Source organism: Anaerococcus cruorum, assembly GCF_046365495.1.
Classification (GTDB): Bacteria; Bacillota; Clostridia; order Tissierellales; family Peptoniphilaceae; genus Anaerococcus; species Anaerococcus cruorum.
Genome location: NZ_JBGMEH010000008.1, coordinates 146,058 through 172,771, shown reverse-complemented (window position 1 = coordinate 172,771; position 26,714 = coordinate 146,058). Strand labels below are relative to the sequence as shown.

29 protein-coding genes are annotated in these 26,714 nt (G+C 31.4%); 11 read left to right on the top strand and 18 right to left on the bottom strand.

The genetic code is table 11. The annotated features are described in order from the left end of the window. Positions 1–124 precede the first annotated feature (124 nt). From ACCQ40_RS08090 to ACCQ40_RS08080, 3 genes are read left to right on the top strand one after another with little or no spacing between them, the layout of a single operon-like run. Complete coding sequence (locus tag ACCQ40_RS08090) at positions 125–1,042, top strand: CvpA family protein (RefSeq protein ID WP_410033328.1); 918 nt, start codon at positions 125–127, stop codon at positions 1,040–1,042. Positions 1,043–1,066: 24 nt separating this feature from the next. After that, positions 1,067–2,965, top strand: coding sequence for a fructose-bisphosphatase class III (locus ACCQ40_RS08085; RefSeq protein WP_410033327.1), 1,899 nt, complete (start codon positions 1,067–1,069; stop codon positions 2,963–2,965). A gap of 9 nt (positions 2,966–2,974) precedes the next feature. After that, positions 2,975–3,229 carry a hypothetical protein gene (locus ACCQ40_RS08080; RefSeq protein ID WP_410033326.1) on the top strand — a complete coding sequence of 85 codons (255 nt, stop codon included), beginning with the start codon at positions 2,975–2,977 and terminating at the stop codon, positions 3,227–3,229. Between the two features lie 80 nt (positions 3,230–3,309). Here the strand turns inward: ACCQ40_RS08080 and ACCQ40_RS08075 are convergent, their stop codons facing one another. From ACCQ40_RS08075 to ACCQ40_RS08060, 4 genes are all read right to left on the bottom strand, one after another. Further along, positions 3,310–3,828 carry a peptidylprolyl isomerase gene (locus ACCQ40_RS08075; protein ID WP_410033325.1) on the bottom strand — a complete coding sequence of 173 codons (519 nt, stop codon included), beginning with the start codon at positions 3,826–3,828 and terminating at the stop codon, positions 3,310–3,312. Positions 3,829–3,891: 63 nt separating this feature from the next. Continuing rightward, entirely contained in the window at positions 3,892–4,671 is a 780-nt protein-coding gene (locus ACCQ40_RS08070; protein ID WP_410033324.1) for a hypothetical protein, read from the bottom strand. An 89-nt stretch (positions 4,672–4,760) separates the two neighbouring features. Next, positions 4,761–6,167 carry a phospholipase D-like domain-containing protein gene (locus ACCQ40_RS08065; protein WP_410033323.1) on the bottom strand — a complete coding sequence of 469 codons (1,407 nt, stop codon included), beginning with the start codon at positions 6,165–6,167 and terminating at the stop codon, positions 4,761–4,763. 111 nt (positions 6,168–6,278) lie between these two features. After that, entirely contained in the window at positions 6,279–7,136 is an 858-nt protein-coding gene (locus ACCQ40_RS08060) for an aggregation-promoting factor C-terminal-like domain-containing protein (RefSeq protein WP_410033322.1), read from the bottom strand. A 408-nt stretch (positions 7,137–7,544) separates the two neighbouring features. Between ACCQ40_RS08060 and ACCQ40_RS08055 the strand changes: the two genes are divergently transcribed. The 4 genes from ACCQ40_RS08055 (at position 7,545) to ACCQ40_RS08040 (ending at position 11,450) form a co-directional block, all read left to right on the top strand. Further along, the gene (locus tag ACCQ40_RS08055; protein WP_410033321.1) at positions 7,545–8,582 is read left to right on the top strand and encodes a D-alanine--D-alanine ligase family protein; all 1,038 of its coding nucleotides are present in this window, start codon (positions 7,545–7,547) and stop codon (positions 8,580–8,582) included. Next, complete coding sequence (locus ACCQ40_RS08050; RefSeq protein WP_410033320.1) at positions 8,579–9,958, top strand: UDP-N-acetylmuramoyl-tripeptide--D-alanyl-D-alanine ligase; 1,380 nt, start codon at positions 8,579–8,581, stop codon at positions 9,956–9,958. The genes ACCQ40_RS08055 and ACCQ40_RS08050 overlap by 4 nt, the downstream gene beginning before the upstream one ends. A 9-nt stretch (positions 9,959–9,967) precedes the next feature. Continuing rightward, positions 9,968–10,900: a 1-phosphofructokinase family hexose kinase gene (locus tag ACCQ40_RS08045; RefSeq protein WP_410033319.1), complete on the top strand. Its 933-nt coding sequence runs from the start codon at positions 9,968–9,970 to the stop codon at positions 10,898–10,900. Positions 10,901–10,967: 67 nt separating this feature from the next. After that, positions 10,968–11,450 (top strand): hypothetical protein, encoded by a 483-nt coding sequence (locus ACCQ40_RS08040; RefSeq protein WP_410033318.1) that lies wholly within the window; start codon positions 10,968–10,970, stop codon positions 11,448–11,450. A 118-nt stretch (positions 11,451–11,568) separates the two neighbouring features. Here the strand turns inward: ACCQ40_RS08040 and ACCQ40_RS08035 are convergent, their stop codons facing one another. The 7 genes from ACCQ40_RS08035 to cls all read right to left on the bottom strand — a co-directional run bounded on the left by ACCQ40_RS08035 (position 11,569) and on the right by cls (position 17,329). Next, positions 11,569–11,856 (bottom strand): hypothetical protein, encoded by a 288-nt coding sequence (locus tag ACCQ40_RS08035; protein ID WP_410033317.1) that lies wholly within the window; start codon positions 11,854–11,856, stop codon positions 11,569–11,571. A 62-nt stretch (positions 11,857–11,918) separates the two neighbouring features. Further along, on the bottom strand, positions 11,919–12,692 hold the full coding sequence (udp, locus tag ACCQ40_RS08030; RefSeq protein ID WP_410033316.1) for a uridine phosphorylase: 774 nt from the start codon (positions 12,690–12,692) through the stop codon (positions 11,919–11,921). A gap of 17 nt (positions 12,693–12,709) precedes the next feature. Then, the gene (locus tag ACCQ40_RS08025; protein WP_410033315.1) at positions 12,710–13,147 is read right to left on the bottom strand and encodes a deoxycytidylate deaminase; all 438 of its coding nucleotides are present in this window, start codon (positions 13,145–13,147) and stop codon (positions 12,710–12,712) included. Between the two features lie 17 nt (positions 13,148–13,164). Continuing rightward, positions 13,165–14,409, bottom strand: coding sequence for a ribosome-recycling factor (locus tag ACCQ40_RS08020; RefSeq protein WP_410033314.1), 1,245 nt, complete (start codon positions 14,407–14,409; stop codon positions 13,165–13,167). Then, positions 14,409–15,272, bottom strand: a complete 864-nt coding sequence (locus ACCQ40_RS08015) for an ATP-binding cassette domain-containing protein (protein WP_410033313.1) — start codon at positions 15,270–15,272, stop codon at positions 14,409–14,411. Before ACCQ40_RS08015 ends, ACCQ40_RS08020 begins: the two co-directional genes overlap by 1 nt. Then, a complete protein-coding gene (locus tag ACCQ40_RS08010; RefSeq protein ID WP_410033312.1) occupies positions 15,262–15,633 on the bottom strand; it encodes a GntR family transcriptional regulator in 372 nt (123 codons plus the stop codon). Before ACCQ40_RS08010 ends, ACCQ40_RS08015 begins: the two co-directional genes overlap by 11 nt. Before the next feature lie 103 nt (positions 15,634–15,736). Further along, positions 15,737–17,329, bottom strand: a complete 1,593-nt coding sequence (cls, locus tag ACCQ40_RS08005) for a cardiolipin synthase (protein ID WP_410033311.1) — start codon at positions 17,327–17,329, stop codon at positions 15,737–15,739. A gap of 82 nt (positions 17,330–17,411) precedes the next feature. Between cls and ACCQ40_RS08000 the strand changes: the two genes are divergently transcribed. Genes ACCQ40_RS08000 through ACCQ40_RS07990 form a run of 3 tightly spaced genes read left to right on the top strand, consistent with a single transcriptional unit; the run spans position 17,412 to position 19,733 of the window. Further along, a complete protein-coding gene (locus tag ACCQ40_RS08000) occupies positions 17,412–18,191 on the top strand; it encodes a carbohydrate kinase family protein (RefSeq protein ID WP_410033310.1) in 780 nt (259 codons plus the stop codon). Next, a complete protein-coding gene (locus ACCQ40_RS07995; RefSeq protein WP_410033309.1) occupies positions 18,181–19,521 on the top strand; it encodes an MATE family efflux transporter in 1,341 nt (446 codons plus the stop codon). The genes ACCQ40_RS08000 and ACCQ40_RS07995 overlap by 11 nt, the downstream gene beginning before the upstream one ends. Positions 19,522–19,529: 8 nt before the next feature. Continuing rightward, entirely contained in the window at positions 19,530–19,733 is a 204-nt protein-coding gene (locus tag ACCQ40_RS07990) for a hypothetical protein (RefSeq protein ID WP_410033308.1), read from the top strand. A 31-nt stretch (positions 19,734–19,764) separates the two neighbouring features. On the opposite strand, the gene ACCQ40_RS07985 is transcribed toward ACCQ40_RS07990, so the two are convergent. The 4 genes from ACCQ40_RS07985 to ACCQ40_RS07970 all read right to left on the bottom strand — a co-directional run bounded on the left by ACCQ40_RS07985 (position 19,765) and on the right by ACCQ40_RS07970 (position 23,746). Further along, positions 19,765–20,004 carry a Veg family protein gene (locus ACCQ40_RS07985; protein WP_394011183.1) on the bottom strand — a complete coding sequence of 80 codons (240 nt, stop codon included), beginning with the start codon at positions 20,002–20,004 and terminating at the stop codon, positions 19,765–19,767. Between the two features lie 96 nt (positions 20,005–20,100). Beyond that, positions 20,101–21,483, bottom strand: a complete 1,383-nt coding sequence (locus tag ACCQ40_RS07980; protein WP_410033307.1) for an aminopeptidase — start codon at positions 21,481–21,483, stop codon at positions 20,101–20,103. 8 nt (positions 21,484–21,491) lie between these two features. Next, on the bottom strand, positions 21,492–23,333 hold the full coding sequence (gene htpG, locus ACCQ40_RS07975; protein WP_410033306.1) for a molecular chaperone HtpG: 1,842 nt from the start codon (positions 23,331–23,333) through the stop codon (positions 21,492–21,494). Between the two features lie 65 nt (positions 23,334–23,398). Continuing rightward, complete coding sequence (locus tag ACCQ40_RS07970) at positions 23,399–23,746, bottom strand: hypothetical protein (protein WP_394018809.1); 348 nt, start codon at positions 23,744–23,746, stop codon at positions 23,399–23,401. A gap of 125 nt (positions 23,747–23,871) precedes the next feature. On the opposite strand from ACCQ40_RS07970, the gene ACCQ40_RS07965 reads away from it, so the two are divergent. Continuing rightward, positions 23,872–24,087, top strand: a complete 216-nt coding sequence (locus ACCQ40_RS07965; RefSeq protein WP_394011180.1) for a DUF1858 domain-containing protein — start codon at positions 23,872–23,874, stop codon at positions 24,085–24,087. A 31-nt stretch (positions 24,088–24,118) separates the two neighbouring features. On the opposite strand, the gene ACCQ40_RS07960 is transcribed toward ACCQ40_RS07965, so the two are convergent. The 3 genes from ACCQ40_RS07960 to ACCQ40_RS07950 all read right to left on the bottom strand — a co-directional run bounded on the left by ACCQ40_RS07960 (position 24,119) and on the right by ACCQ40_RS07950 (position 26,712). Beyond that, the gene (locus ACCQ40_RS07960; RefSeq protein WP_410033305.1) at positions 24,119–24,442 is read right to left on the bottom strand and encodes a DUF1648 domain-containing protein; all 324 of its coding nucleotides are present in this window, start codon (positions 24,440–24,442) and stop codon (positions 24,119–24,121) included. Between the two features lie 24 nt (positions 24,443–24,466). After that, positions 24,467–24,985: an NUDIX hydrolase gene (locus ACCQ40_RS07955; protein ID WP_410033304.1), complete on the bottom strand. Its 519-nt coding sequence runs from the start codon at positions 24,983–24,985 to the stop codon at positions 24,467–24,469. 77 nt (positions 24,986–25,062) lie between these two features. After that, on the bottom strand, positions 25,063–26,712 hold the full coding sequence (locus ACCQ40_RS07950) for a putative manganese-dependent inorganic diphosphatase (protein WP_410033303.1): 1,650 nt from the start codon (positions 26,710–26,712) through the stop codon (positions 25,063–25,065). Positions 26,713–26,714: the final 2 nt, after the last annotated feature.

The window sequence follows — 26,714 nt, the reverse complement described above, 5'->3', positions numbered from 1 at the left end:
TTACCTCACTTTACTATTACTATACGAATTTAAGCTATTATTGCGACCTGATTTTGTTAGTTTTATTGATAAATAAATCCTAAATATAGGCCTTTTATGTTATAATGAGACCAATGGAGGAGATATGAAAGATACAGTTAAATTATTTAGTATAATAACCGGAATATATAGGTCCCTTGTTACTATTTTATTTTTACTAGGGATAGGATTTACTATCTTAGTTGATACTAGCTTACTAATATCATTTTTAGATTTACTAGGTTTTCAAGGAATATCACCTAGTATTGTAAAGCCAATATTTATATTGATTTTTGCCCTACTATTTATAGTAAACTTTATAATCACTAGACACATATATAAGGCTGGTGATACTGGCGAATATCACCTATCAAACTTTGTATTTGGCTTATTATTTTTAGCACTTACAATATTTTTCTATATAACATTTAGAAATCTAACTACAAATATAATATTTGTTATATTTGCCCTAAATGGACTTTTAGTTTTAAATTCACTTTTGGGTTTGATAGCTAAGACTCGCGGTCTATATCTAAAAGAAAATAACTATCAAAGTGAAGCTAGTAGAGTAAATGACTTTATAGAATTTGATGATGTTGCAGGCGAAAAAGAAAATCAAACAAATAAAAATATAGAAGTTGGCACAGTTGTAGAAAATACAGATGAGATAAAGGTAGTTAAGGATAATAAAAAATCAACCGATAAAAATCCAAAAGTAAACCAAGAAACCAAATCTATTGACCAAAAGAAAATAGTTAAAAATAATAAAGTATCCAATCGCAAGCTAGTAGAAAAAGATCAAAAAATGGTCTTTGAAAGTAATGATAAAGCTACTAGTAAAAATGAAGAAAAAATTCCAAAAATTACTACCAATAAAACTTCTTATGAAAACAAAGAAAAAGACGGAGAAATTTATGGAAAAGATGAAGCTGTTAAGATAAAGAAAGAAAAAGAAGATAAAGTTTTTGACAAATCCCAATTTACTAGAATAAAGATAGACGATATTAACAAAGATAAAAAATAAAAATTTAAAAAATTGAGGTAGGTTATGGATGAAAATTATTTTAAACTTCTAAAAGAATATTATCCCAGTAAGGCTGCTATTAAAGACGAGCTTATAACTTTAAATGCAAAGTTATATTTACCAAAGGGCACCGAATACTTTTTTTCCGATGTCCACGGAGAAGCACCAGCTTTCTTGCAACTTTTAAAATCTGCGTCAGGAAATATTAGAGAAAAAACTTCTATTCATTTTGGAGAAACTCTTTTAAAAGAAGAACAAGACAAGCTTTGTGAATTAATTTATAATCCCAAAGAAGTCCTCCACGATATGGAGATGAATGGGGAACTGACAGAAGATTATCTAACAATAACCATTCATAGGCTAATAAGTTTATTTAGATTCGTTTCTACTAAGTATGCCAAAAGCTATGTAAAGAAAAAGTTTGGCTACCTATTTACAGATATTGTAGATGAGCTTTTATACACTAACGATTCTGAGTTTAATAAAAAACAATACTACGATAAGCTAGTAGAAAATATTATAAGATACGATAATGCTCAAGATTTTATAGTAACTATAACAACTCTTATCCAAAGAATAAGTGTAGACAAACTCCACGTCGTAGGGGATATTTATGACCGCGGTCCTTCCCCACAGATAATTATGGATGAACTTTTAACTTTTCCAAACGTTGATATCCAATGGGGCAACCACGATATAGAATGGATGGGAGCAGCAGCTGGTAATAAAGCGCTAGTTGCAGCTTGTATAGCAAATGCCATTTCCTACAATAACTTTGATATGCTAGAAGATGGTTACGGAATAAATCTAAGACCGCTTTATGAATTTGCAATCATAACTTATAAGGATGATCCATGCGAATTATTTATGCCAAGGATATTTGATAAAAATCTTTATGATAACATCAGCTCAGAAATAGCTGCCAAGATGTTTAAGGCCATATCAATCATCCGTTATAAGCTTGATGGCAAACTTTTAGAACGTAATCCTGATTTTAATATGGAAGATAGAAACTTCCTAAAAATCATAGACTTTGAAAATAAAACCTACAAGGGAGCTTCTTTAAAAGATGGCCACTTCCCTACCGTTGATCCAAAAGATCCATTAAAATTAACCACATCAGAAGAAGCAGTAATTGATGCCCTAGCCCTAGACTTTAAACGAGGAGTAAAATTAAACCGCCACATAGAATTTTTATACGAACATGGGGCAATTTATAAAATCGAAAATGGTTCCCTATTATTTCATGGTTGCATCCCTCTAAACGAAGACGGAACCTTTATGGATGTGGAAATATGGGGCAAGAATTATTCAGGCAAGGCCCTATTTGATAAATTTGATGAAATTGCTAGGTCTGCTTATTATAATAACGACCAAGCTTCTTTAGATATAGTTTGGTATTTATTTTACGGCAAGCAATCCCCACTTTTTGGTAAATCACAGTTTTCCTACTTTGAAAATATCTTTATAGAAGAGGAAGAACTAAGAAAAGAAATCTACAACCCTTACTACAAATTATCCAACCAAGAAGAAATAGTAGACATGATCCTGGATGAATTTGGAGTAACAGCAACTCGTAGGCGAATTGTAAATGGCCATGTGCCAGTAAAAACAAAAAAGGGAGAGTTACCGGTAAAGGCCAAGGGCAAATTATATGTAATCGATGGTGGTATAGCAAAACCATATCACGCTAAAACAGGTATTTCTGGTTACACCCTAGTATTTAACTCCCATGCAGTTTCCCTAGCTGAGCATAACAATTACGAATCAATCACAGATGAAGTTAGCTCTTATAGGCCAAATATAAAAGAAATAGAAGTTCTCCATCCTAGGATGCTTATAAAAGATACAGATGAAGGTAAAGATATCAGACAAAGAATAGAAGTTTTAGAAGAACTCTTAGAAAAGTACGATAATTTATAGGAGAAATGTATGAAAAGAAAACACTACAACCTAATATCTATTGCCTTGTGGATTGTAGCTTTGATTTTAATTTTAGCCTTTAATAATCCTTTTGCTACGGGTATCACTTGGAATATATTTCTTGCGGTTATAATTGCTGTGGTTGGTTTTATCTTGTATTTTGCTGCTAATAAATGTCCATATTGCAATAGTCTAATTAATGATTATTTATTAAAACCAGCCAAATACTGTCCATACTGTGGTAAAGATATTTCTAAATTTTAAATTAATTATTGATAAAAGACTTATAAATGGACATAAAAAAGATGCGGTAAATTTTTTCTACTCGCATCTTTTTTGTTTACTTACATTTTTTCTGGTTCTGGATAGTCTTCACCAAATGTATCTACTGTTACTTTTTTAATTTTTACTTCATCTACTGGTCTATCAGATCTGTCAGTTTTGCTTTCAGCAATTTTATCTACCACATCCATGCCGTCAGTTACTTTACCAAAAGCAGCATAGTCACCATCTAAGTGTGGACTATCTTTGTGCATAATAAAAAATTGACTGCCGGCTGAGTTTGGCATCATAGATCTTGCCATTGATAGTACTCCTGCTTCGTGAGCTAAATCATTCTTAAAACCATTTGATGTAAACTCGCCTTTGATGCCATAACCTGGGCCACCCATACCTGTTCCTTCTGGGTCTCCCCCTTGAATCATAAATCCTTTTATAACTCTATGAAAAATAAGGCCATCATAGTAGCCCTTGTTTATAAGTGAAATAAAGTTATTTACGGTATTTGGTGCTATTTCAGGATATAATTCAGCTTTGATTATATCTCCATTCTCCATTTCAAATGTAACTATTGGATTAGTCATATTTACCTCTTTCCTTAAATTTTTGATATATAATTTATATCCAAAATTCCTTTAAAAGAAACATTAGTTTGATTTTTCATCATCGTAATCTTTATCTTTATCCCCAAGGGCAGCTGTGTGGGTAAATACTGGATAGCCATCTACAAAGGCATCATCTAAACTTAATCTTCTTTTATCAAATTCTATCTTACGATAATAATCCCTTATTACTTCTAAAAACACTGCTGTATTAAAATTATTTACTACATCTGTAAAAGTGAATTTTTCCTTAAAGTTATAGTTATTTCTTACCGTTATTTTATTTTTAGCTGAGTTATACTTTATTTTCGAAGCGCCTATATATCTTTCTAGGTTGAAGTGATCTTTTTTATCAACTATTTCAAATCTTTTAATTTGGCTAACTATAAAGTCTTTGTCGTAGTCCTTATCATGGATTTCTTTGATAGTTTCTTTTACCGTTTTGTAAATCTCTTTGCTCTCTTCATCTTGGATAGCCTCTATATCATCTTTAAATATATCTTCTAAGTCTGAGAAATAGTCTTCATCTATCTTTTTGACATTAAATTTACTTACAGCTACCTTATCCAAAGATTTTCTAATAAGCGGATCTATCTTTGTTCTAGATATCTTTCCATCATCATTTACTTTTAAGCTGTTTGTAGCAGTATTTATTTCTACAACACTACCCTCATCATCATATTTTAGATAAACACCTTCGTATTCAATAGTTTCTAAATCTAATATAATAAGAACATCACTTTCTTCATCAAAGAAAAGTGTTTGGATTTTATTTTCATTACTAAGTCTATTTAGTTTCTTCTTTATACTATTAGCTTTATTCATTCGTCCCCCTAGCATTTTCAAAAACCAATTGGTTTATAATGATTATATCATTAATTTGTAAAGTTTATGTTAAATCATCTAAAATAGCCTTAGAATAAAAATCTAAATGGATAGAATAGTATTATAAAAATAATAGAGCCTAGTTTTTTTAGAAAATTTATTTTGGAAACTTCTTTACCAGATAAATTTTCTTTACCCCCATCTTCTAAAACTTTACTTGCATCCTTTTGATAATAATTTAATTCCTTTTCAACTTCCTTATAAAAGTCCTCACCCTCTACTACGAGCATCAGCTCTGTGTCAATATAGACAGATCTCATATCCCAATTAAAACTACCAATAGCTGCTAGGTTATCATCTATAGTAAAGGCCTTGCCGTGGTAAGAATATGGCTTTTCATTTTCTAATATATTTGCCTTTGTATCTATAAGTTTCTGGTAATGGATTAAATATTCCCCTACTCCAACTAGATTTACCCCTGTAGCAGGTGAGTTAGTAAATAAGGTAGTGGGATTGTTACTAGCAATCGTCTTTAGACTCTCAAACATAAGTTCATTTCCTATAAAATATGGAGTATGAATAATTACCTTGCTTTTTGAATTTTTCATCAACTCACTTATTTGATAAAAGGCTAAAGGCTGTTTACTATATACATCAATAGGATTTGTGATTAAGCTCACCTTACCTACTCTTGTAAGAGTTTTTTTGTAATCAACTTGTTTATAATTATCAGGATTAAAACTTTTATCGTTCCTATAAATTTTCTCTAGTTCACTTATAAGCTCTCTACTTTTTCTAGAACTTGTAAAAATAGCCGCATCTTTTACATCTTTATTTCTCTGTCCATTTTGATAAATATTTTTAAAGTAAGCTATTAATTCTCCTAGACCATCTTTTTGACTTCTCTTTTCAAAGTAAACTAAGATATCCCAATCATAGCTTATCTTACCTTTATTTTGTAAAAATCTTTTTTCTATATTTCTACCACCTACAAAACCTATCTTATCATCCACAATCATATACTTATCATGCATCCTACCCATAAGTGACCATGGTTTTAGTGGATTCATAGGATTATATATTTTAATATGCACATTTGGAAAACTTTCTAAGGCTAGGTAATAGTTGTTTTTAAAAGCATTCATAAAAAGAGTATTACCATCTAAGATTATGTATATTTCTACTCCTCTTTGAGCAGCAGCCACTAGGCTTGCCATATATTTTTTGCCTTCTTGGTCCATAAGGAACCTATAATTGCCAATCATAATCTTATCTTTAGCATTATCTATGGCTCTAATTTTTTCTATACTAGAGTTTTCATTATCCCTTATAACTTGAGCATAGGCTATAGATCCATCATCTTGGTAAAATTTACCTATATCAAAGTTTTTTTTATAATTTTCATCTACACTTTTTTGTTTTATAAAAGGTAGGCTAGAAAATATTAGTATGTAAATTAATAATGCTATAAAAATCTTTACCATCTTTTCTTTCATGTATCTCCTTTGTCAAAATTTCTACTTAAAACATCTTAGTCTAGATATATTTTATTACAAAAAAAGCTTTAAGGTTACCTTAAAGCTTTAGTTTATAATTTTTATTTAATTTTAGTACCAACCATTAGCTGCCCAGAATTGTTGAGCACGTTCCCATGATCCGTATCTTTGTGCAACATAGTTATCAGCTGCTGCTTCTTGTTGAGCAGGGCTTGCACCATAAGGTACTAGTGATGGATTTAATTGATATCTACCATAGTATCCGCCATTTGGGTTGTAAGCTGAGTATGAACCACCACTTTCTCTTTGAGCAATCCATTCTTTAGCCCAGCTTGAAGAACCTTGGTAAGATTGTTGTTGTTGAGCTGGTTGTTGGTAAGTTTGTGTTTGTTGAGTTTGTGTTTGTGTTGTAGTTTGTCTTTGAGCCACTTGGTTATTATTGTTATTTGTAGCTTGGTTTTGAGCTTGTGCTTGTTGAGCTTTTTCATTTTCAATTCTTGCTTGTCTAAATGATTCTAATAGATCGTGGTATACATATCCTTCTTTATCATTTACTTTTACTTTTACATAACCATTTTCAGCAAGACCTAGTACTTCTACTTCTGTATTTGCTTTTAAAACATCAATTACTTTTGAATCAAGATTAGCAGCATCTCTAAAGTTTGCATCTGCAACTAATTTTGTATCTTCAAGTACGTGGAACCATCTTGAAACAACGTAAGCTTCTTTCCCATTAAAGTCAATTTTTGTCCAGTCTCCTTCTTCAGAAATAACTTCGTATGCTTTTTCTCTATCATCGATAAGACCGATTACATTATCGCCTACTTTAGCTTCTGTTCTAACATTTACACCTTGGGCTAGATTTTTATCTATTGCAAGTTTTGCAGCTTCTGAATCTTTTGCTCCAAATCCAATTACAGATGGAATTACTAGCGCTGCTGCAAGAGCGTATTTTTTAAAGTTAATCATTTAATATATCCTTTCAATAGCCTTTATGGCTCAATTTTCATTTTAAATTTAATATTCTTTGTAACAAAGGTTACAAATTGTTAACATCTTGTTTTGACAAGTGTTATTATACAAGCTAATTGTGTAGTAATTATGTAGATACAAATATTTTAAGTTTTTATCCTATATAGTATGTAATCAAGCAATTGCAATGCTTTACCTTATTATTTTTTATTTGCAGCTTTAAATATTTACCTAAATTTTATTTTGTTTTTAAAAGATTTTGTAAATTTCTGTAATTTTATATATAAATGATAAGTAACCATTTTGTTACAAGTATTATATATTAACATTAAATAACCCTTAAATTTGCCCAGTTTTTTCTAATGTAGTAAAATTTTATTAATTATAGAAGAAAGTGAGAACTAAATGATCAACGTTTTTCTACTTTGTGGAGGCCCTTCTAGTGAACATGAGATTTCTCTAAGAAGTGCTCTAAATATTAGTCAAAGTTTAAATAAAAGTAAATATGATACCAAAATAGTTTATATAGATAAAAACGGGGCTTTTTCTAAACCCTATGATGTTATAGAAACTAAGGATGAATTTGATTTAGTAAAAGAAACTAATAAAAATGTAGCTGGATCTATTGCAGAATTTTTAGAAATTTTAAAAGACTATGACCCAGCAAATACTATAATTATCCCAGCCATCCACGGAACTTATGGTGAAGATGGAACTATCCAAGGATTTTTAGATTGTATAAGATTTCCTTATATAGGTAACGGTTTATTATCTTCTGCCCTTTGCATGGATAAGGTAACTACTAATGATATTTTTGAAAAAAATGGACTTTCCCAAGCTAAATATCTTTATACATATAAAGAAGGTTTTGATGATGACTTCATAAAAAGATGTATTAATGAGATTGAGCTTCCTTTAATAGTAAAACCATCAGCCAATGGATCTTCTGTTGGAGTTAGCAAAGTTGAAAATAAAGAAGAATTAAAAGATGCTATTAAAGAAGCTTTAAAATACGACCAAAAGGCCCTTGTTGAAGAGTTAATAGATGGGCAAGAAATAGAAATTGCTATTATTGGAGAAGGTAACAATTTAGATGTTTCAGCTCCTGCAGCTTATATTACCAATCATAAATTTTTAGACTATGATGCAAAATATTTTGATAAAGAAACCATAGCCCAAGTGCCTTATGAAATGGAAGAAATATATAAAATAGAAGCTATAAACTTTGCCAAGGAATGTTATAAGGCAGCAGGTTGTGAAGGTTTTGCCCGTGTAGATATTTTCTATACCAAGGAAAATAAATTTTTTATAAATGAAATAAATACCTTCCCAGGCTTTACCCCTACTTCGTTTTTTGCAAGACTTGCTATGGATATGTATGGAGAAGATTTTGATTTCGTCCTTGATAAATTAATAGATGATGGTTTTAGGAGATTTAAATGATTAAAAGAACACTAGGTCATATTACACAAATGCTGGGCGGGGAAATTTCTGACCCTAGCAAAGAAGATATACTTATAGAAGGTGTGTCAACAGATTCTAGAACTATTAGCAAAAATAACCTCTACATTCCCCTAATAGGTGAAGTATTTGATGGCAGGATTTTTATAAAAGAATGTGAAAATAAGGGAGCAGCAGCTTTTCTAATAGATAGGGACTTTGAGATTAATAAAAATATTTCCATTCCTTATATATTAGTAGAAGATACAGGAAAAGCCCTTAGAGATCTTGCAAGAGCTTATAGAAACGAACTAGATATCAAAATAATAGGTATTACTGGTTCAAATGGAAAGACAACTACCAAAGATTTACTAGAATCTACTTTAAAAGAAAAATATAAAGTTCAAAAAACAATGGGTAACTTAAATAATGAAATCGGTGTACCAAAAACTATTCTTTCACTAGACGAAGATACCGAAATAGGAATAATAGAGCTTGGTACAGACAATTTTGGTGATATTGCCCTTACAACTCGTATAGCCCAGCCAGATATAGCTGCTATTTTAAATATTGGTGATAGCCACCTTCATAATTTAAAAACAAGAGAAGGAATAGCAAAAGCAAAAATGGAAATAACTGAGGGTTTATCAGCAGATGGTATTTTTATATATAATATAGATGACCCGATTTTATCAAAAGAAATCCCTACTTATGATGTAAGCCAAAAAGTCCTAACATTTGGAACAAGTGATAAGGCCAATTTTAAAATATCTCCATTAGAAAATAACAGATCTGGTGTTGAATTTATAAATGAAGATACAATCTATAAGGTACCTCTTTTAGGTGATCACCAAATATATAATGGTGGCATTACAGCAATGATTGCTCAAATCTTGGGTTTAGATAAAAAACAAATTCAAGATGGTCTAAAAAAAGTTAAAGGTAGCAGTAATAGATCTGCGATATTAGAACTAAATGGTTTTGATATCCTAGATGATTCCTACAAGTCAAATCCGCAGGCTCTTTTAACCGGCCTAAATACAACCTATACCCTAAAGGGCTATAAAAATAAAATTGTAGTTTTAGGAGATATGCTAGAACTTGGGGAAAATGAAAAAGAGCTGCACTATGATGTAGGAACAAAAATAGATCCAAACGAAATCCACTATGCCCTTTTTTTTGGACCATTATCCTATGAAATGTATAAGGGTGCATTAGAAAATTTCCCAACCACTCGCGCCTTTTATTTTGAATCGAAGGCCGATGTTTGTGATAAGCTTAAACAACTTATTACAAAATCATCCTTGGTTTTAGTAAAAGGTAGCCATGGCATGCACATGGAAGAAATTATAGAATGTGTTAAAAAACTTAAAATTTAAGGAGTAATAATGATTTACACAGTAACCTTAAACCCATCTATAGACTTATTCGTTGGCCTAGACGAAATAAAACTAGGTGAGCGAAATGATGTAAAAAGTGAACGTATCCTACCTGGTGGTAAGGCCCTAAACGTATCAAGAGTCTTATCTGCCCTTAGAATACCAACCATTGCAACAGGTTTTGTTGGTGGTTTTCAAGGTCAATTTATAAAAGACTGGCTACAAAATGAAGATATCATGACAGACTTTGTTGAGATGAAGGAGATAAACCGTACAAACGTTAAAATTTACGAAAATAAAAGAGAAACCTATATAAGCTTCCCTGGACCAAAGGTATCCTCTGAAGAAGTAGATGAGCTTTTATATTACCTATCCAGAGTTCGCGAAGGAGATACTATTATCTTTGGTGGATCGGTCCCACCTATGCAAGAAAATATGGATGAGGATATCTATGATAGGTTGCTATCAGTTGCCAGAGCCAACGGAGCAGAATTTGTGGCAGATGTACCTAGCCAATATCTGCTAAACATGGTAAAAGAAAAACCTCTTTTAATAAAACCAAATGGCTATGATATAACAAAGATATTTGATGCCAATATAAAATCAAAATTTGACTACATCCCTTATGGCAAAAAACTAATAGAAATGGGTGCCAAAAATGTAATCATTTCTTATGGGGCCAATGGTTCTATGCTCTTTACAGAAGATAAGGTATATGAATCAAATGAAATAGAAGATGGTAGAGAAATTGTAAATACAAATGCCTGCCGTGATGCAATGATAGCAGGATTTTTGGCAAATATGGCCAAAGATAATGATCCAATAGAAGCTTACAGGATGGCAGTAGCCTCCGCATCTGCAACAGCCAGAGTCATAGACCTACCAACCCATGACCAAATAGTAACCATGCTTGATTATGTGGAAATAAAAGAAATTGAATAAGTAAAAAACAACTAGAGGGACAACCCCTCTTTTCTACATAAATTTATAATAAAATCTAACTATTTAAATGAAAGGTAGTATGATGAAACTTAAATCTATAATTATAGGATTTCTAATAGCTCCTTTATTAGTGGCTTGTTCAAGTTCTCCTAAGACTATGAACACAAGCTTTGAGGAAGATATTGTACAAATAGATGACCTAGAAATCAAGCTAGTAAACCACGGGATAATCGAAGATAAAAATTCTTTAGAAAATAATCAAAAGCTAAATGAATTGTTTAATAATTTAGAGACTGATCAATTGATATACCTAATGGAAGTAGAAATTAGCAGTCCAAATTTTGATCACACCCTAGATTTCTCAGCCACTGATAGTAATGGCAAGGAAATCAGAAAGGACTATATATTACTAATTGCAGGAAAGCCCGAAATTTGCAAGGTATATTTTGTAATTGATAAAGATACTGAGATTTCTAAATTTAATAATATTATAGAAAAAGATGGAAAAGTATCAATTGACAGTTTCCGTATTAGCTATGATAATAACTAAAGAAGTAGAAAATAAAAATATGGAAGATGTGGACTTATATAATAAGAAGATAGAAGCCATGGAGATTAGCTATGGTTATGATAAATAAAAACGAGAAGTTTTTAAGCTTCTCGTTTTATTATTTTATTTCCCTATATCTTCTTATTAAATTTATCAAATAAATTAGCATTACTAGGGCAAGGATACCAGATATGACCCTTCTTGCCATTCCTTCTTCAGCTGCAAGAATGCTATAAGCAAAAAGTGATACTATGGCTATTAGAAATACGATTATTACAATCGCTCTAATGACTGTTCGCTTTCTTCGACTGATATTTTTAGACTCTGCCTTGCCCACAATCACATCAAAATATTTTATAGCAAGCATCATTACAACAAAATATAGTATTTTTCCAAGTATTTCCATGATTTTCCTTTCAAAAAAAGCTGGTTAGGATTATTATAATTCATTAACCAGCTTTTAAAATCTTATCTATTCTTATCTAGGTCAATCAATTCTTTTAAAGCTTCAACTCCTACTTTTATAGCCATTTCAGTATCATGGACAACAGGATTGTCTAGACCCTTTTTTTCTCTTTCTTGGTTGGCTACAACTAAAAAACAAGAGCCCGCTTTTACTCCAAGGTAGTTTGCAACTGTAAAAAGGGCTGCTGATTCCATCTCACTTGCTAGAGTGCCCATTTTTAGCCAAGCATTCCATTTATTTTCAAGTTCGTAAGAAATAGGCATTTTATCTGGCTCATGTTGGCCATAAAAGCTATCCTTACATTGGACAACTCCAACATGGCTTGTTTGATTTAGCTTATCACTAGCATTTTTAAGGGCAGTTGTTACTTCAAAGTTACTTACTGCAGGAAACTCTATAGGTGCATATTCCTTGCTAGTTCCCTCTGCTCTTATGGCAGCATTTGCTATTACAACATCCCCACTTTTTATGTTTTCTTGCATACCTCCGCAAGTTCCTACACGAATAAAAGTATGGGCACCTAATTTTACAAGCTCTTCCATAGCAATAGCTGCTGATGGACCACCTATACCTGTGGATGTTACTGAAACTTTTTCTCCATTTAAATATCCTGTATAGGTTACATATTCTCGACGGTCGCCTACTAATTTTGCATCATCAAAGTGGGCTGCAATTTTTTCACACCTTTTTGGATCGCCAGGAAGGATTACATACTTTCCTATATCATTTTCATCAACACCGATATGGTACTGCTTATTATCTTCACTATAGTTCATAATTGCTCCTATTTGATTTATGGCAATTCAATTTTTATAAATTCTATGTTATTGCGATTTAAAAGTTCTACTGCATATTCATCCATCCTATATGCTTCCCCATAATAAATTTTGCTAATACCCGCTTGGATTAAGCTTTTAGTACAGTTTAAGCATGGAAAATGGGTTACATAACATATGCAATCTTTTACAGATATGCCCTCTTTGGCGCAATATAAAAGCGCGTTCATCTCTGCATGGATGGTTGCTATGCAGTGACCATCACGCATGGTATGTCCTATTTCATCGCAATGTGGATTGCCTTTTATAGAACCATTATACCCAGTTGTGACTATCCTATGCTCATTATTTACTATTACACAACCTACATAGGCCCTATCACAAGTTCCTCTTTGTGAAACTGTAGTAGCAAGATTCATAAAATATTCATCCCAAGTTAATCGATCTTTTGCCATATATCTCTCCTTAATAACTAAAACTTAAGTCTTATCTTAAATAGGATATCAAATAGTTTTATACTAATCAACAGAGCTAATATATAAATTAAAAGTTGGATAATAATACTTGACTCACCCATAACAGTTGTTGCTCCTATTACAGATAATACACTTGCTAGAGTAAGTATTCCTAATACTTTTGTAATATTTGATATTGGTTTTGATATTACTAAGTATCCTGCGTTTTCACTAGAATTTTTACAATTTACTAGATAAGCCAATATAGACCAAAGAACTGCTATTATTATAAAACCCGCTAAACTTTCATAGTTCATATTAACATGGATTAGGCTAAAAAATGGTTTTAATAATTCAGGAACTTTTTCTGTAAAATTTATAAATTGTTGGTCAAGCTTCATTACAAGGTCTGGATTAAAAATACCGAAAAATGTATCCAAAATAATTTTGATTAACTCAATTGAACCAACCGCTATAATCATAAGACCTACATGGCCTACGAAATTTCCAGCAATCATACCTGTTGCTACACTAATTATACTTGTACCAAGTATCAATAATAGTGATTTTAATATGGTATTTCCAAAGCTTCCAATATTTAATAATGGTGATAGGTCTGAAGCAGAAATCATAAACATATTTATTATAAGATTTATCAAAAATATACCTAGACCAATAATAAATACAATTATGGCCTTCATCCAAACTTCATCTCTTTTTTTCCATGGAAGCATCAAACTAAATTCATAATAGGGCAAGGATTGTTCAAGACTTGTAATAATCATTGATATAATACCAACTAAAACTGCTATACCAGATGTCATACCTATTATATAATCATTAACCCCTAAAGAATCATCTTGACTTGTTGATTTAATACTTTCGTAAGTTCTATAATATGATTCTAATTCCCAGTATCTTGAATTATAAGCTTCTTCTTGCTTTTCATTGTAAGCCATAAATTCATTTTCTGGCATTTGATTTAATTCATCATCAGATTTTATATTGTATTTGCTAGCATATTCTTCAGCTATTTTATCAGCCTCTTTTATATAATCCTTAGATATTTTTTGATTATTATCTATTTTTATTCCAGTATCTTTTGACATTTCATCTACCGCTTTTTTAAGCTGAATAGAATCATTTGCTAAGCGATATTTGGTCTGAACTCCATTTACAGCTGCTATTAATAGAGATAAAAGCAAAATCCATATGCCAAATCTTTTAAAAATAATTTTAAATAAATTTTTAAAGTCTGTCATTATCTAGCTCCTTCTTCCAAATAGAAATAGTCTTCAATTTTTACTTCCAACTTATCATATTGAACAATTTGCTCATCTGATAAAAGTACATTTAATTTATCATCTTTAGCATCTATTAAAATAGTATACACTCTTCCTAGATTAGATATAATGACAGATTTATTAGCAATACTATCTGGCAAGTGGTCCTTTACAACCACTTGTAATTTATGCAAGGAACTATCATTATCCTCTCTAGTTTCTTTTAGATTTCCATCTTTTGATAAATAATATATAAAATCACATATATTAGATAATTCAGCTAGCTCATGGCTTGATATAAATACTGCGCATCCTTTTTCTTTTGCATCTAATAAGTACTCACTAATGCGTCGTCTATTTAATACATCCATTCCATCTAAAACTTCATCTACTAAGATAACATCTGCATTTGATGCTAACATTACAATCAATCCCAATATATTTTTCTCACCCTTTGATAGATTTCTAATATTAGATGAAGGATTAAATGAAAACTTTTTTATTTCGCTTTCAAAAAATTTACTATCAAAATCTGGATAAAGAATTTTATAATATTCTGGTAGCTGATTTATCTTATAATAATTAAAGTAGTCAAACCTATCTGGTAAATATGCTAAGTGCTTTATCGTTTTTGGATTAACCTTTAAAGAATTTCCGGCTATTTTTATTTTTCCAGAGTCTTCATTATAAATTCCAGCTAAAATTTTAAGTAATGTAGTTTTTCCAGATCCATTTCTACCAACTAAGCCTGTAATCATACCTTTTTCTAAGCATAAACTTACATTATTCAAAACTTTTTTATTATCAAAGCTTTTATTTATATTAATTGCCTCAACGATCATTATAATCACCCGCCTTTTTATACATAGCAATGACTTCATCTAGGGTTACCCCTAGGTATCTGGCTTCTATTAAGTCATCTTGTAGTCTTTTAGTAATATCTTCAAACCTTTGACTTATTTTTTCATCATCAAAGGAAATAAATGTACCAATACCAGCCTTGGTTTCTATAATTCCCTGCCTATCCAACTCTCTAAATGCCTTGGAAACTGTAGCTTGGTTTATTAAAAGCTGACGAGAAAGCTCCCTAACAGAGGGAAACTTATCGCCATTTCTAAAATAACCCTTGGCAATAGCCAGTTTCGTTTGTTCAACAATTTGCATATAAAGAGGTGTTTCAGAGTTTGGATTTAATTCAAACAAAATATACCTCCTAGTAAGTGTTATACACTCCACCATACAGTAATATTATTATAGCATTATTAATATTTTTTGCAAATAAAAAAAGAGTACGAATTGTACTCTTTTAAAATAAGGTTGCAAAAGGTTTTGCTAGTTTTCCTATGGCCTTGGTTGTTAGTGGCATTTTTGCTACATCTTCCATTGTTACTCTGGTCGCTATATTAAAAAATACATCAAAGTCACTTTTCATCTCTACTATGGCCTGGGTTTCTTTCATCCATACACCACACTCAAAATTTAAATATAATGCTCTATAATCTAGATTTATGGTTCCTACAAAACCATAGGCATCATCTGATAACCACACTTTAGAATGGGAAAACCCTGGTGTGTATTCATAAATTTTTACCCCGTTCTCTACTAATTTTTTATAGTGAGATTTTGCTAGTGCAAAGGCTATTTTTTTATCTGGGATATGAGGCAAGCAAATTCTAACATCTACTCCTCTTTTTGAAGCATTGGTAAAGGCATCGACTATATCTTCTTCTACTATAAAGTATGGGGTCATTATATAAACGTAGTCTTTGGCATTATTTAAAAATGAAAGGAGAGAATTTTTCCCATAGTCTTCATTATCCATTGGACTATCTGAAAATGGCATAACAAGACCTTGACCATCCATGGCCATTTTTCTTGGTAAGTATGGGGTAAAATCTTCTATATCCAACCCAATAGCATTCCACATTTGTAAAAATATTATGGTAAATGACTGGGTTGCTTCCCCTTTTAAGCGGATTCCACAATCTTTCCAGTGACCAAACCTTTCATAAACATTTATATATTCATCTGCTAGATTTATCCCACCGGTAAAGGCGTATTCATTATCTATTACAAAAATTTTCCTATGGTCACGATTATTATAATATGTAGAAATTATTGGGTATAGGGGTGAGAAAACTTTGCATTTAATCCCCATAGATTCCATTTCCTCAGGGAAATTTAAGTTTACTCTGGTAAGCAGATTGGTTCCATCGATTAGTAACCTAACTTCCACTCCTTCTTCTACTTTTTTTACCAGCTCTTCTAAGACAGTTCCCCACATATATCCATAGTCGATTATAAATATTTCTATAAATATAAATTCCTTAGCTCCTTTAATGGCTGCCAATATATCTGTAAAGATATCTTCCCCTACTGGGTAATATTTTGCAGCTGTATTTTCATGGAGGGTAAAACCACCCAGATCATAGAAATAATTTTGCATATTATATAAGCCTGGCTCCTCTTCCTTTAGACCATCTATCATATCTATATCTCTATCACGATATTTTCTGGATACTTTTTCTATTTCAAGGATTTTTCTTTGCTCTTTTTTATATCCTAAGCTCAAATAAGCTAGTAAAAATACTATTGTAGCAAATGATGGTATAAGGGCTATAAGCATAAACCAGGATAGCTTATAAGAAGCTTTTATAGTATCCATATTTAAAATTATAAGCATAACCACTAGGCTTAAGACCGTATCTCCTCCTATCAGTACAGTGGGATCAATTTTTAAATGCCTATATAAGTAAAACATAGCTGCAATCTGCGCTAAAATTAATATAAAAAATACTCCTGCCCTAGAAAAAAGCAAAGATATTAAAGACTTCTTGGTTTTTTTGACGTATTTATTTTTATTCACTTTTTCTATTATATTAAAGCTATCTTCATTCATAGTCTTATTATAGCAAATTTTGACCTTTTAGTTAATTGACAAAAGGCCTAATTTTAATATCATATTAATAAAGGAGTAAATAATGAGTAAAATTCTTTTGATAGGTGATTTTGTGTCTAAGGGCAAAATTGCCGGCAATATTATAGAGCCGGTCTTATCTTATAGCGGCCATGATGTTTTTTTCTTACCTTCTGCCTTAATTTCTAATAATTTTTCTTTAGGTAAAGTGACTATATTTGATACAAGTGAGCATATGAAAAATTGCCTAAAAGTCTGGGATAAGCTTAATCTTAACTTTGATATAATTTTTATAGGATTTATAAATGATATAAGACAAAAAGAAATCATTTTTTCTTATATAGATAGTCTTTCTTATAAACCTATTGTTATTTTAGACCCTATTATGGGTGATGATGGTAAATTATATAATGGTGTTGGTGAAGAAAAAATAGATATTTATAAAAAGTTTCTATCAATATCCGATTTAGTTTTAGCAAATGTAACTGAGGCTAATTTTTTAGGTTTAGATAATTATAAAGAGCTTATAAAAGATGATAAAAAATACATATTTACTAGTCTAAAAGATGAGCAAGGATTTTTCAACTTAGCCATAGATAAAGACATAAATAAAAAATATTATAAGAGAATTGACCATGATTTTGCAGGTACTGGAGATCTTTTAGATGCACTTTTTATAAATTATTATTTAAAAACTAATAATTTTAATAAGGCATTCTTTCTTGCTGTGGATAAGATATATGAAATCTTAGACAAAAATAAAAATGACTATTCAGCTGATGTTGATATCCACATAGAAAAATATTTATATTTATTAGATGATGGAGGAAATTTTGCAGGATAAGAAATATTATAAAAGAGCTTTAGAAATAGCTTGGCCAGCAGTTTTTGAATCTTTTTTTATAGCCCTTGCAGGAATCATAGATACTTTTATGATTTCATCTCTAGGGCCAGAGGCTATTGCTGCAATAGGGCTTACCACCCAACCAAAAATGTTGGCAATCACATCTTTTTTTGCAATATCTAGTGCAGTTTCTGCCTTAGTTGCCAGGCGCCAAGGCGAGAAAGACCGCAAAAAAGCCAACCAAACCTTGGTGACTGCTCTACTTATTTCTTTGATTTTTGTGGCAGTCACTACAATTATTATGATAAGATTTGCAGATCCTATTTTAATTTTTGCTGGTAGTGATGATAGTACCCACCGCATGGCCAAAGAATATTTTAATGTTATCATGCTTGGTCTTATCTTTAATGCTATTTCTATGATTATAAATGCTGCTCATAGGGGTGCTGGGAACACTAGGATAGCCTTTATAACCAACCTAGTATCATCTATCATAAATATATTTTTTAACTATTTGCTAATTACTGGAAACCTTGGCTTTCCTGCCCTAGGTACCAAAGGAGCAGCAATTGCTACAGTCATTGGTGCAGCAGTATCTACTCTTATGTGCTTTAATTCTCTTAGGAAAAAAAGGTCTTACCTAAATCTAAAAGAAATGGCTACTACTGGCATAAGAATTAGCAAGACAATTACTAAAGAGATTTCAAATCTTGGAGTAAATATTTTTATTGAAATTATGTCCATGAGAATAGGTTTTTTTATAACTGCCCTTACTGCTGCAAGACTTGGTACTGATTACTTTGCCGTTCACAATGTCGGCATGAACTTACTTTCACTTTCATTTTCTCTTGGAGATGGGATGAGTGTTGCAGTAATTACCCTAACTGGAAATAACCTAGGTGCTGGTAGGAAAGATGAAGCTATCAAATATGGTAAAGCCTCCCAACAAATTGGACTTGCCATGGGAATAATAATTTCATTAATATTTATGATATTTGGGAGATCAATTTTTAGTTTATTTTTTAATGATATAAGTCTAATAGAAAAAAGTGATATAGTTATTAGGTATATTGGCTTTATAGTTATTTTCCAAATCTTACAGGTGATTTTTGGAGGATCGTTAAGGTCAGCTGGAGATGTAAGATACACCTTATTTGTTGCCATTATTTCTGTAACAATAGTAAGATCTGTGGCAACTCTTGTTCTAGTAAATATTTTAAAGCTAGGCTTAGATGGAATTTGGATAGCAATTCTTACAGATCAAGCAAGTAGATTTATAGGACTTAGACATAGGTTTAAGCAAGGAAAATGGGTAGATTTAAAAATTTAGAGGGAAAAATGAGAAAACTTTATAAAATAATAATGCCAGCTTTTTTAATGCTGGTTATTGTATCTGGATGTGAGAAAAAGCAAGAAGAGGTGCATCCAACAGAAACTACTACAACTATTATAGAGGTTGATAAAGAAGATAAAAACAAAACAGATGCTGATACTAATGATGACAGTATAGAGGAAGAGAATGAAGAAAATAATGATAACTAAAAAAACTGATTGGAATTCCAATCAGTTTTTTTTATTCTGCAGAAATCAACTCTACAGTAGATGTTAAAATATCTGAATATGAATATGATACTGTACGCTCAACATCAAAATCATTATTAACTTTTACAGTGAAGACACTAGGAAATGCATTTACAATGACACCTGTTTTAGTCTTGATACGTTTACGTCCCATATCAGCTTTTAGAATCACTTCTTTACCGATATTATTCTTAACTTCCTGTCTGATGTCATTTACTGATCTTTGTTCCATTATATCATCCTCTCATTAAATGCTAATATAGATTATACGTCCATAAAGCACTTAAGTCAAGGAAGCGTAATATTATACTAAATGTCCTAGTGTGTGTCAAATATTTTTATAAAAAGCCTTATAGGCTAAAACAGTTTCATATAAATCAGCCTTACTTACAAGTTCAGTTGGAGCGTGCATGGAAATAACTGGTGTACCACAGTCAACTACATCCATACCATATTCTGCAAGGATAAAGGCAATAGTTCCCCCACCTCCTGCATCTACTGCTCCAAGTTCACCGGTTTGATAGATTACGTTTTCTTTTGCAAAGGCCATTCTTACTTCTGATAGATATTCTGCATTGGCATCATTTGAGCCACCTTTACCACCACTACCAGTGTATTTGGTAAGGGCAACTCCACAGCCAAATTGAGCTGAGTTATCTATTTCTGATACATCTTTAAAGTTTGGATCATAAGCTAGGGTTACATCCGCAGATAATACTTTTGAATTTGCAAGGCTTCTTTTTAGGCTAATTAAATTTGCTTTGCCTTCTATGTTTAAAATTTCAAGAACTGCATTTTCAAAAAATTGTGAAGTCATGGCAGTTGCACCATAAGAGCCTATTTCTTCCTTATCTACAAATAGTGCTACTGCAGTTTTTGCTGGGTTTTTTAGTGATAAAATTGCATTTAAAGCGCTATAGGAGCAAACCCTATCATCTTGACCATGGCCTATTATCATAGACTTATCTAAACCTGCATTTTTTGCTTTAATGGCAGGGACAACTTCAAATTCTGCACTTATGAAATCTTCTTCATCAATTCCATATTTTTCCTTAAGAATATTTAAAATATTTTTCTTAACAGGATTATCATCTTCATCCACAAGGGGGATTGATCCTACTATTACTTTCAGCTGTTCACCTTCAATTACTTCGCTAGCTGGTTTTTGTAATTGTTTTTTTGAAAGGTGGATTAAAAGTTCTGATATGGTAAATACTGGCTCATCGTCATTTTCTCCGATAGAAACGTCGATTTTTTCGCCATTTTTATTAAAAATTACTCCATGCAAAGCTAGAGGAATAGTTGTCCATTGGTATTTTTTAACCCCGCCATAGTAATGAGTTTTAAAATATGCAATATTATTATCTTCTGATAGAGGTACTGGTTTTAAATCTAATCGTGGAGCATCAGTATGAGCACCAACAATGCTCATACCTTTTTCCAAGTCCTCACTACCGATTACAAATAAAGCAACTGCTTTGTTTTTATTAACTGTATAAACTTTATCTCCAGCTTTTAAAGCATTCTCTTTTATTTTTTCTTCAAGACTTACAAAGCCTGCTCTTTCTGCTCTTTTTATAATTTCATTTGTAGCAAGTCTTTCTGTTTTTGCTACATTTAAAAAGTCTATATAGTCCTTTGAGATTTTCTCTAATTCATCTTTTTGGTCTTGGTCAATATTTAACCAAACATTTTTTCTTTTATATTCCATAATTTTCCTTATATGAGTTTCCAAATATTTTTTGTATAAGCTACTGGGTCTTCTATTTCTAATCCTTCAATTAATTTTGCTTGGTCTAGAAGTAAATTTGCAATTTCAATTTTTCTTTCATCATCCTTAGCATTTTCTAAAAGTTCATAGGCCTTAGAGTTTTTATTTATTTCTAGAACTTTTTCTGCTTTTACAGCCGGACCTTGGGGATTATTTTTAAGAGCCTTTTCCATTTCTATAGAAATATCTCCCCTTTGCTTAATCATAGCTGGGATGTCTCCCATTTTTTCATTAAACTTAATATCTACAACATCATCCGGTAGTTTTTCTAAAAGTTTTTCGATTAAGTCTTTTTTATCTTCATCGCTTGTTTGGTCTTCATCTTCTTCTGCAAGGGATTTAAATTTAAGTCCATCATATTCTTCTAGCATTTTGATTAAAAACTCATCTATTGGCTCATCTAATAAAAGCACATCTTGATCATCTTCAACCATGGATAAGGCTGGTGAGTTTTTAATTTTTTCTAGAGAATCTCCCGTAGCATAAAGGATATTTTCTGCAGAAGACTTTGCATTTTCCTTATATTCTCTTAGTGAAATTAGTTTATCTTCATTTTTAGAATAAAATAGAAGTAAGTCTTGTAGATCTTCTTTATTAGCTCCAAAGGATTCATAGATAGCCATTTTTATATTATTACCAAATTCTTTAAAGAAGCCAGCGTATTTTTCTGGCTCATTTTTTTGTAAATCTAATAAGTGTCTATTAATTTTTTTGTTTATTTGCTTAGAAATGACCCTTAATTGCCTATCTTGTTGGAGGGTTTCACGGGAAATATTTAAGGTTAAATCATCACTTTCTACCACACCCTTTACAAAAGAGTAGGCATCTTCTACTAAATCTTCGCTACGATCCATTATTTTTACACCGTGGGTATATAATTGTAGGCCTTTTTGATAATCTTTTGAGTAGTAATCAAAAGGAGCTTTTTTGGGAATGTAGATTAAAGCTCTAAACTGCACTGCCCCTTCTATTTTAAAATGTAACCAAGATAAGGGTTCATCAAAACCAAAGTGTTGGTCTTGGTAGAAGTTGATGTAGTCTTCATCAGTTAAATCATTTTTATCTTTTTTCCAAATAGGGGTTTCAGAGTTTAGGATTTCTAATTCTTTGTAGTCTTCGTATTTTGGCTCTTCTTCTGTACTATCATCTGCAAGTTTTGTTTTTGTGACTTCCATTTTGATTGGATAGCGGATGTAGTTTGAGTATTTATTTACTAGATTTCTAATTCTAAATTGGTCTAGGTAGTCATCGTAGTTTTCATCTTCTGTATTTTCTTTTAGGAAAAGTGTGATTTCTGTACCATTATCTTTTTTGTCAGACTCTGTTATTTCAAAACCATCTGCATTTTCACTTTCCCAAAGATATCCAGTATCTTGCCCATATTTTTTAGTCTTTACAGCCACTTTATCGGCAACCATAAAGGCAGAATAAAATCCTACACCAAATTGACCGATTAAATCTTTGATATCAGAATTTTCTACAGAGCTTTTAAAAGATGCTGTACCAGATTTAGCGATAGTTCCTAGATTTTCTATTAAATCAGTTTCATCCATACCAATTCCAGTATCTTTTATAGTTAAAGTGCGCTTTTCTTTATTTGGTATTATCTCTATATAGTAGTCAGCTTTGTTTGTTTCAGTTTCTGATTTTAAGTCTTCATAATATAGCTTATCCAAGGCATCTGATGCATTTGAAATTAGTTCTCTTAAAAATATTTCCTTATTTGTATAGATAGAATTAATCATCAAATCCATTACTTTTTTGGCTTCAGCTTTAAATTCTTGTTTCATGTATCCTCCTTAGCACTCTAGTAGTTTAACTGCTAATATTATACTTAGTAGGACCTATTTTTCAATTATTTTTCTAGCTCACTCAGCTCTTTACCTTTTTCTACCAAAGCTTTTTGTATGGTTAACCTTTCTTCTATTAATTCTTCTTTTCTCTTTGCAAGTTCTTTTTTATTCTTTATAGTTGCTATACTTATGCTAAGGATAAATACAACTATAAAAAATCCTACGCTTTGGTTAGAGCTTAAAGAAAGTTTACTAATTATAAATGTAGTGATGGCTGCTGTTATAAGGGGAATTACAAACACTTGCACAAAGGATACACTTGACCCTAAGTTATTTATCATATCATTTTTTTCTTTAAGTTCTTCTCTTAAACTTAAAATTTCATCTGTTAAAAGTTTTTTATTTTCCATAAGATATTGACCTTTCTGTATTTTTCTATTATTATACTTATTGTTGGTAAAAGTTTAATCCCTAGTAAACCACTTGCTAATAGTGGTTTTTGAAGTACGATAAATATATATAAGGGGGTACTATAATGGAAGATACTAAACAAACTACTGGTAAAGTTGAGATTACACGTGATATGCTAATCGGTGAAATCATCCAAGCAAAACCAGAATCAATAAACACACTCCTTATGGCAGGTATGGGTTGTATATCATGTCCATCTTCACTATATGAAACATTAGATGAAGCATGCATGGTACACGGTATGGATCCAGAATACCTACTTGAGGAATTAAATAAATAAAACTCGAAGCTAAAAGCTTCGAGTTTTTTATTTATATATTTCTTAATAATAAGTAAGCAAAAATTAAAAGAAACATAGTTAAAACAATTATTATAATAATATTGCTAGTTTTATTATTCCTATAATCGTCTCTCTTGGAGACTATATTATCTATTAAAATTGTAGCTGAATAAATTAACCAAATACTAAGCAGAAAGTGACCTTTTTCTATACTATTATTGACGGATCCACTGCCATCCCAATGGATTGGTATAAGGTCAGGTAAATTTTTAAGATTTATCATTCCAATGATTATTAATAAACTAAATGCTATCCTAAGTAATAGGTAAGCCTTGTTAAAATCAGTTTTTTTCATAAAATCACCTGTTTTTTCTTCTAATTATATCTCCACATACCTATTGTCACAAGATAAATCAAATAAAAATCTAATAAAATTTTCCTTATAGCCTACAAATTTATTGGCCCTTCTTAAGTCAAGGACTCCTTCTAAATTTTCCCACCTTGCATCAGCTACTTCTTCTTTTTGCAAGATTAAATCATTTAAATCTATATCCCTATGTAAGATATAAAAATCATCAAAGCCTTGAGCAAAGTTTGCAGTTAGGCTTGGTCTTATATGTGTAAAATCTATTTTTATTCCAAGTTCTTCAAACAATTCTCTTTGCGCACCTACTGACGATGATTCTGTTGTAGAAACTGCTCCCCCACATGTGACATCCCATAGGCCGGGCATTTTTTTATTAAAAGTACGTTGTTGTATCAAAAGTTCTCCCTTACTATTAAAGATACACACATGAACAACCATCCTATAAAAACCCTTGGGCTGAACTGATCCTCTTATATAAGTTTTTGTAGTTTTTTGCCTATTTTCATCATATAAATCCATTATTTCATCCATACACTCACACTCCTATTAATAAGTTTTTACCCCATATATTATATAAATAAAAAATCCTAGCCTAAGCTAGGAAAATTTTATTCTGCTTTTATAAAGGCATTTGTTAGTCTTGGGATGACTTGTTTTTTACGACTTAAAACTCCTGGAGCAGAAATAGTTCCATTTTCTACCTTGTGGCCAAATTCTTCTTCGATATCTTCCACATGGTCTCCCACTACTAATAGCTCGCTTGTTTCATTAAATATATCTGTAAGCACTAAAACGAAGGTTGTTTCACCTTTTTGTTCGATTTTTGCTTGCATTAATTTTGTTATTTCATCACGAAGTGGTTCTAGTTCTTCTGGGTTCATGGTCATTACTTGGCCAACTCTTACATCTTCTCCACCTATGGTAAATGTTTTTACATCTCCTTCTACTATATCAGCTGGAGATTTTTCTTTTAGGCTAGTACCTGCCTTAAACATCTTATTTGCAAAATCTTCTGGGTCTAAATCTGCAATTTTGCTCATACGGTCTAGAATTCTTCTATCAATATCTGTAGTTGTTGGTGATCTAAATAAAAGTGTATCTGAAATAATTGCTGCACAAAGTAATCCTGCAATTTGTTTTGATGGTCTTAGCCCACTTTCTAAATACATTTCAGAAATGATTGTAGCTGTTGATCCTACTGGTTCTGCCCTATAAAATAATGGAGCAGTTGTAGAAATATTTGCTACCCTGTGGTGGTCAATGATTTCTATTATTTCTGCTTGGTCTATATCATCTATAGATTGGTTTTTCTCGTTATGGTCTACCAAAATTAATTTTTTCATATTTGATGAAATTAGATGGTATCTTGATATAGATCCTATTACTTTTTTATTTTCATCAACTACTGGATATGATCTAAATCTTGATTTGGCCATAGTTTCTTTTACTATATCTAGGGTATCATTAGTTGAAAAATAAACTAAATCATCTTCTGTCATTACATGGCTAACTGGAATAGTCATTGGCAATAAACGAGATGTCATAAAGGTATTATAATCTGTTGATATGACTGTTACCCTATTTTCAGCAGCATATTCTAATAAGTCTTCACTAACTTTAGACCCATTTGTTAAAATTATTAGACCTACTTTACGGGTGATCAGATATTCTAAATAATCTGTACGATTACCTACGATTACTATATCGCCTTCGCTAAAGTAATAATCAAATTCTTGATCTTCATCATTCATAGCCATGACAGTCATTTTTCCATCAAAGGCTCTTGGATTTTCTGGTAATAATAAAGTTTTTGCAGCTAGAACATCTATTATATTTTCTATTGGAGTATGGGCTCTTCCTATAATTTTATCATCCCAAACATCCATATAAGATTTAGTAATATTTGATAAAGATGCAATACCTGTTATTTTTCCTTCATTATCTACTACAGCTAGAGAGCTTGTAAGACCTTCTTGAAAAATATCCCAAGCTACTCTTACAGGAATAGTTGGATCTATGGCATAAGATCTATCTATATTTAAATCTTTAACCTGTAAAATCATTGATTCCTTTAAAACAGGAGCCTCTGCCTTAAAGTAATCTAGGACAAACTTTGTTTCTGGACTTAGATTTCCAAGTCTAATTGGAATGGCATTTATATCTCCTTGCCTATTTTTTAAATCTGCATAGCATATTGCAGATATAATTGAGTCAGTATCTGGGTTTTTGTGCCCACTGATATATACAGTTTCTCTCATTT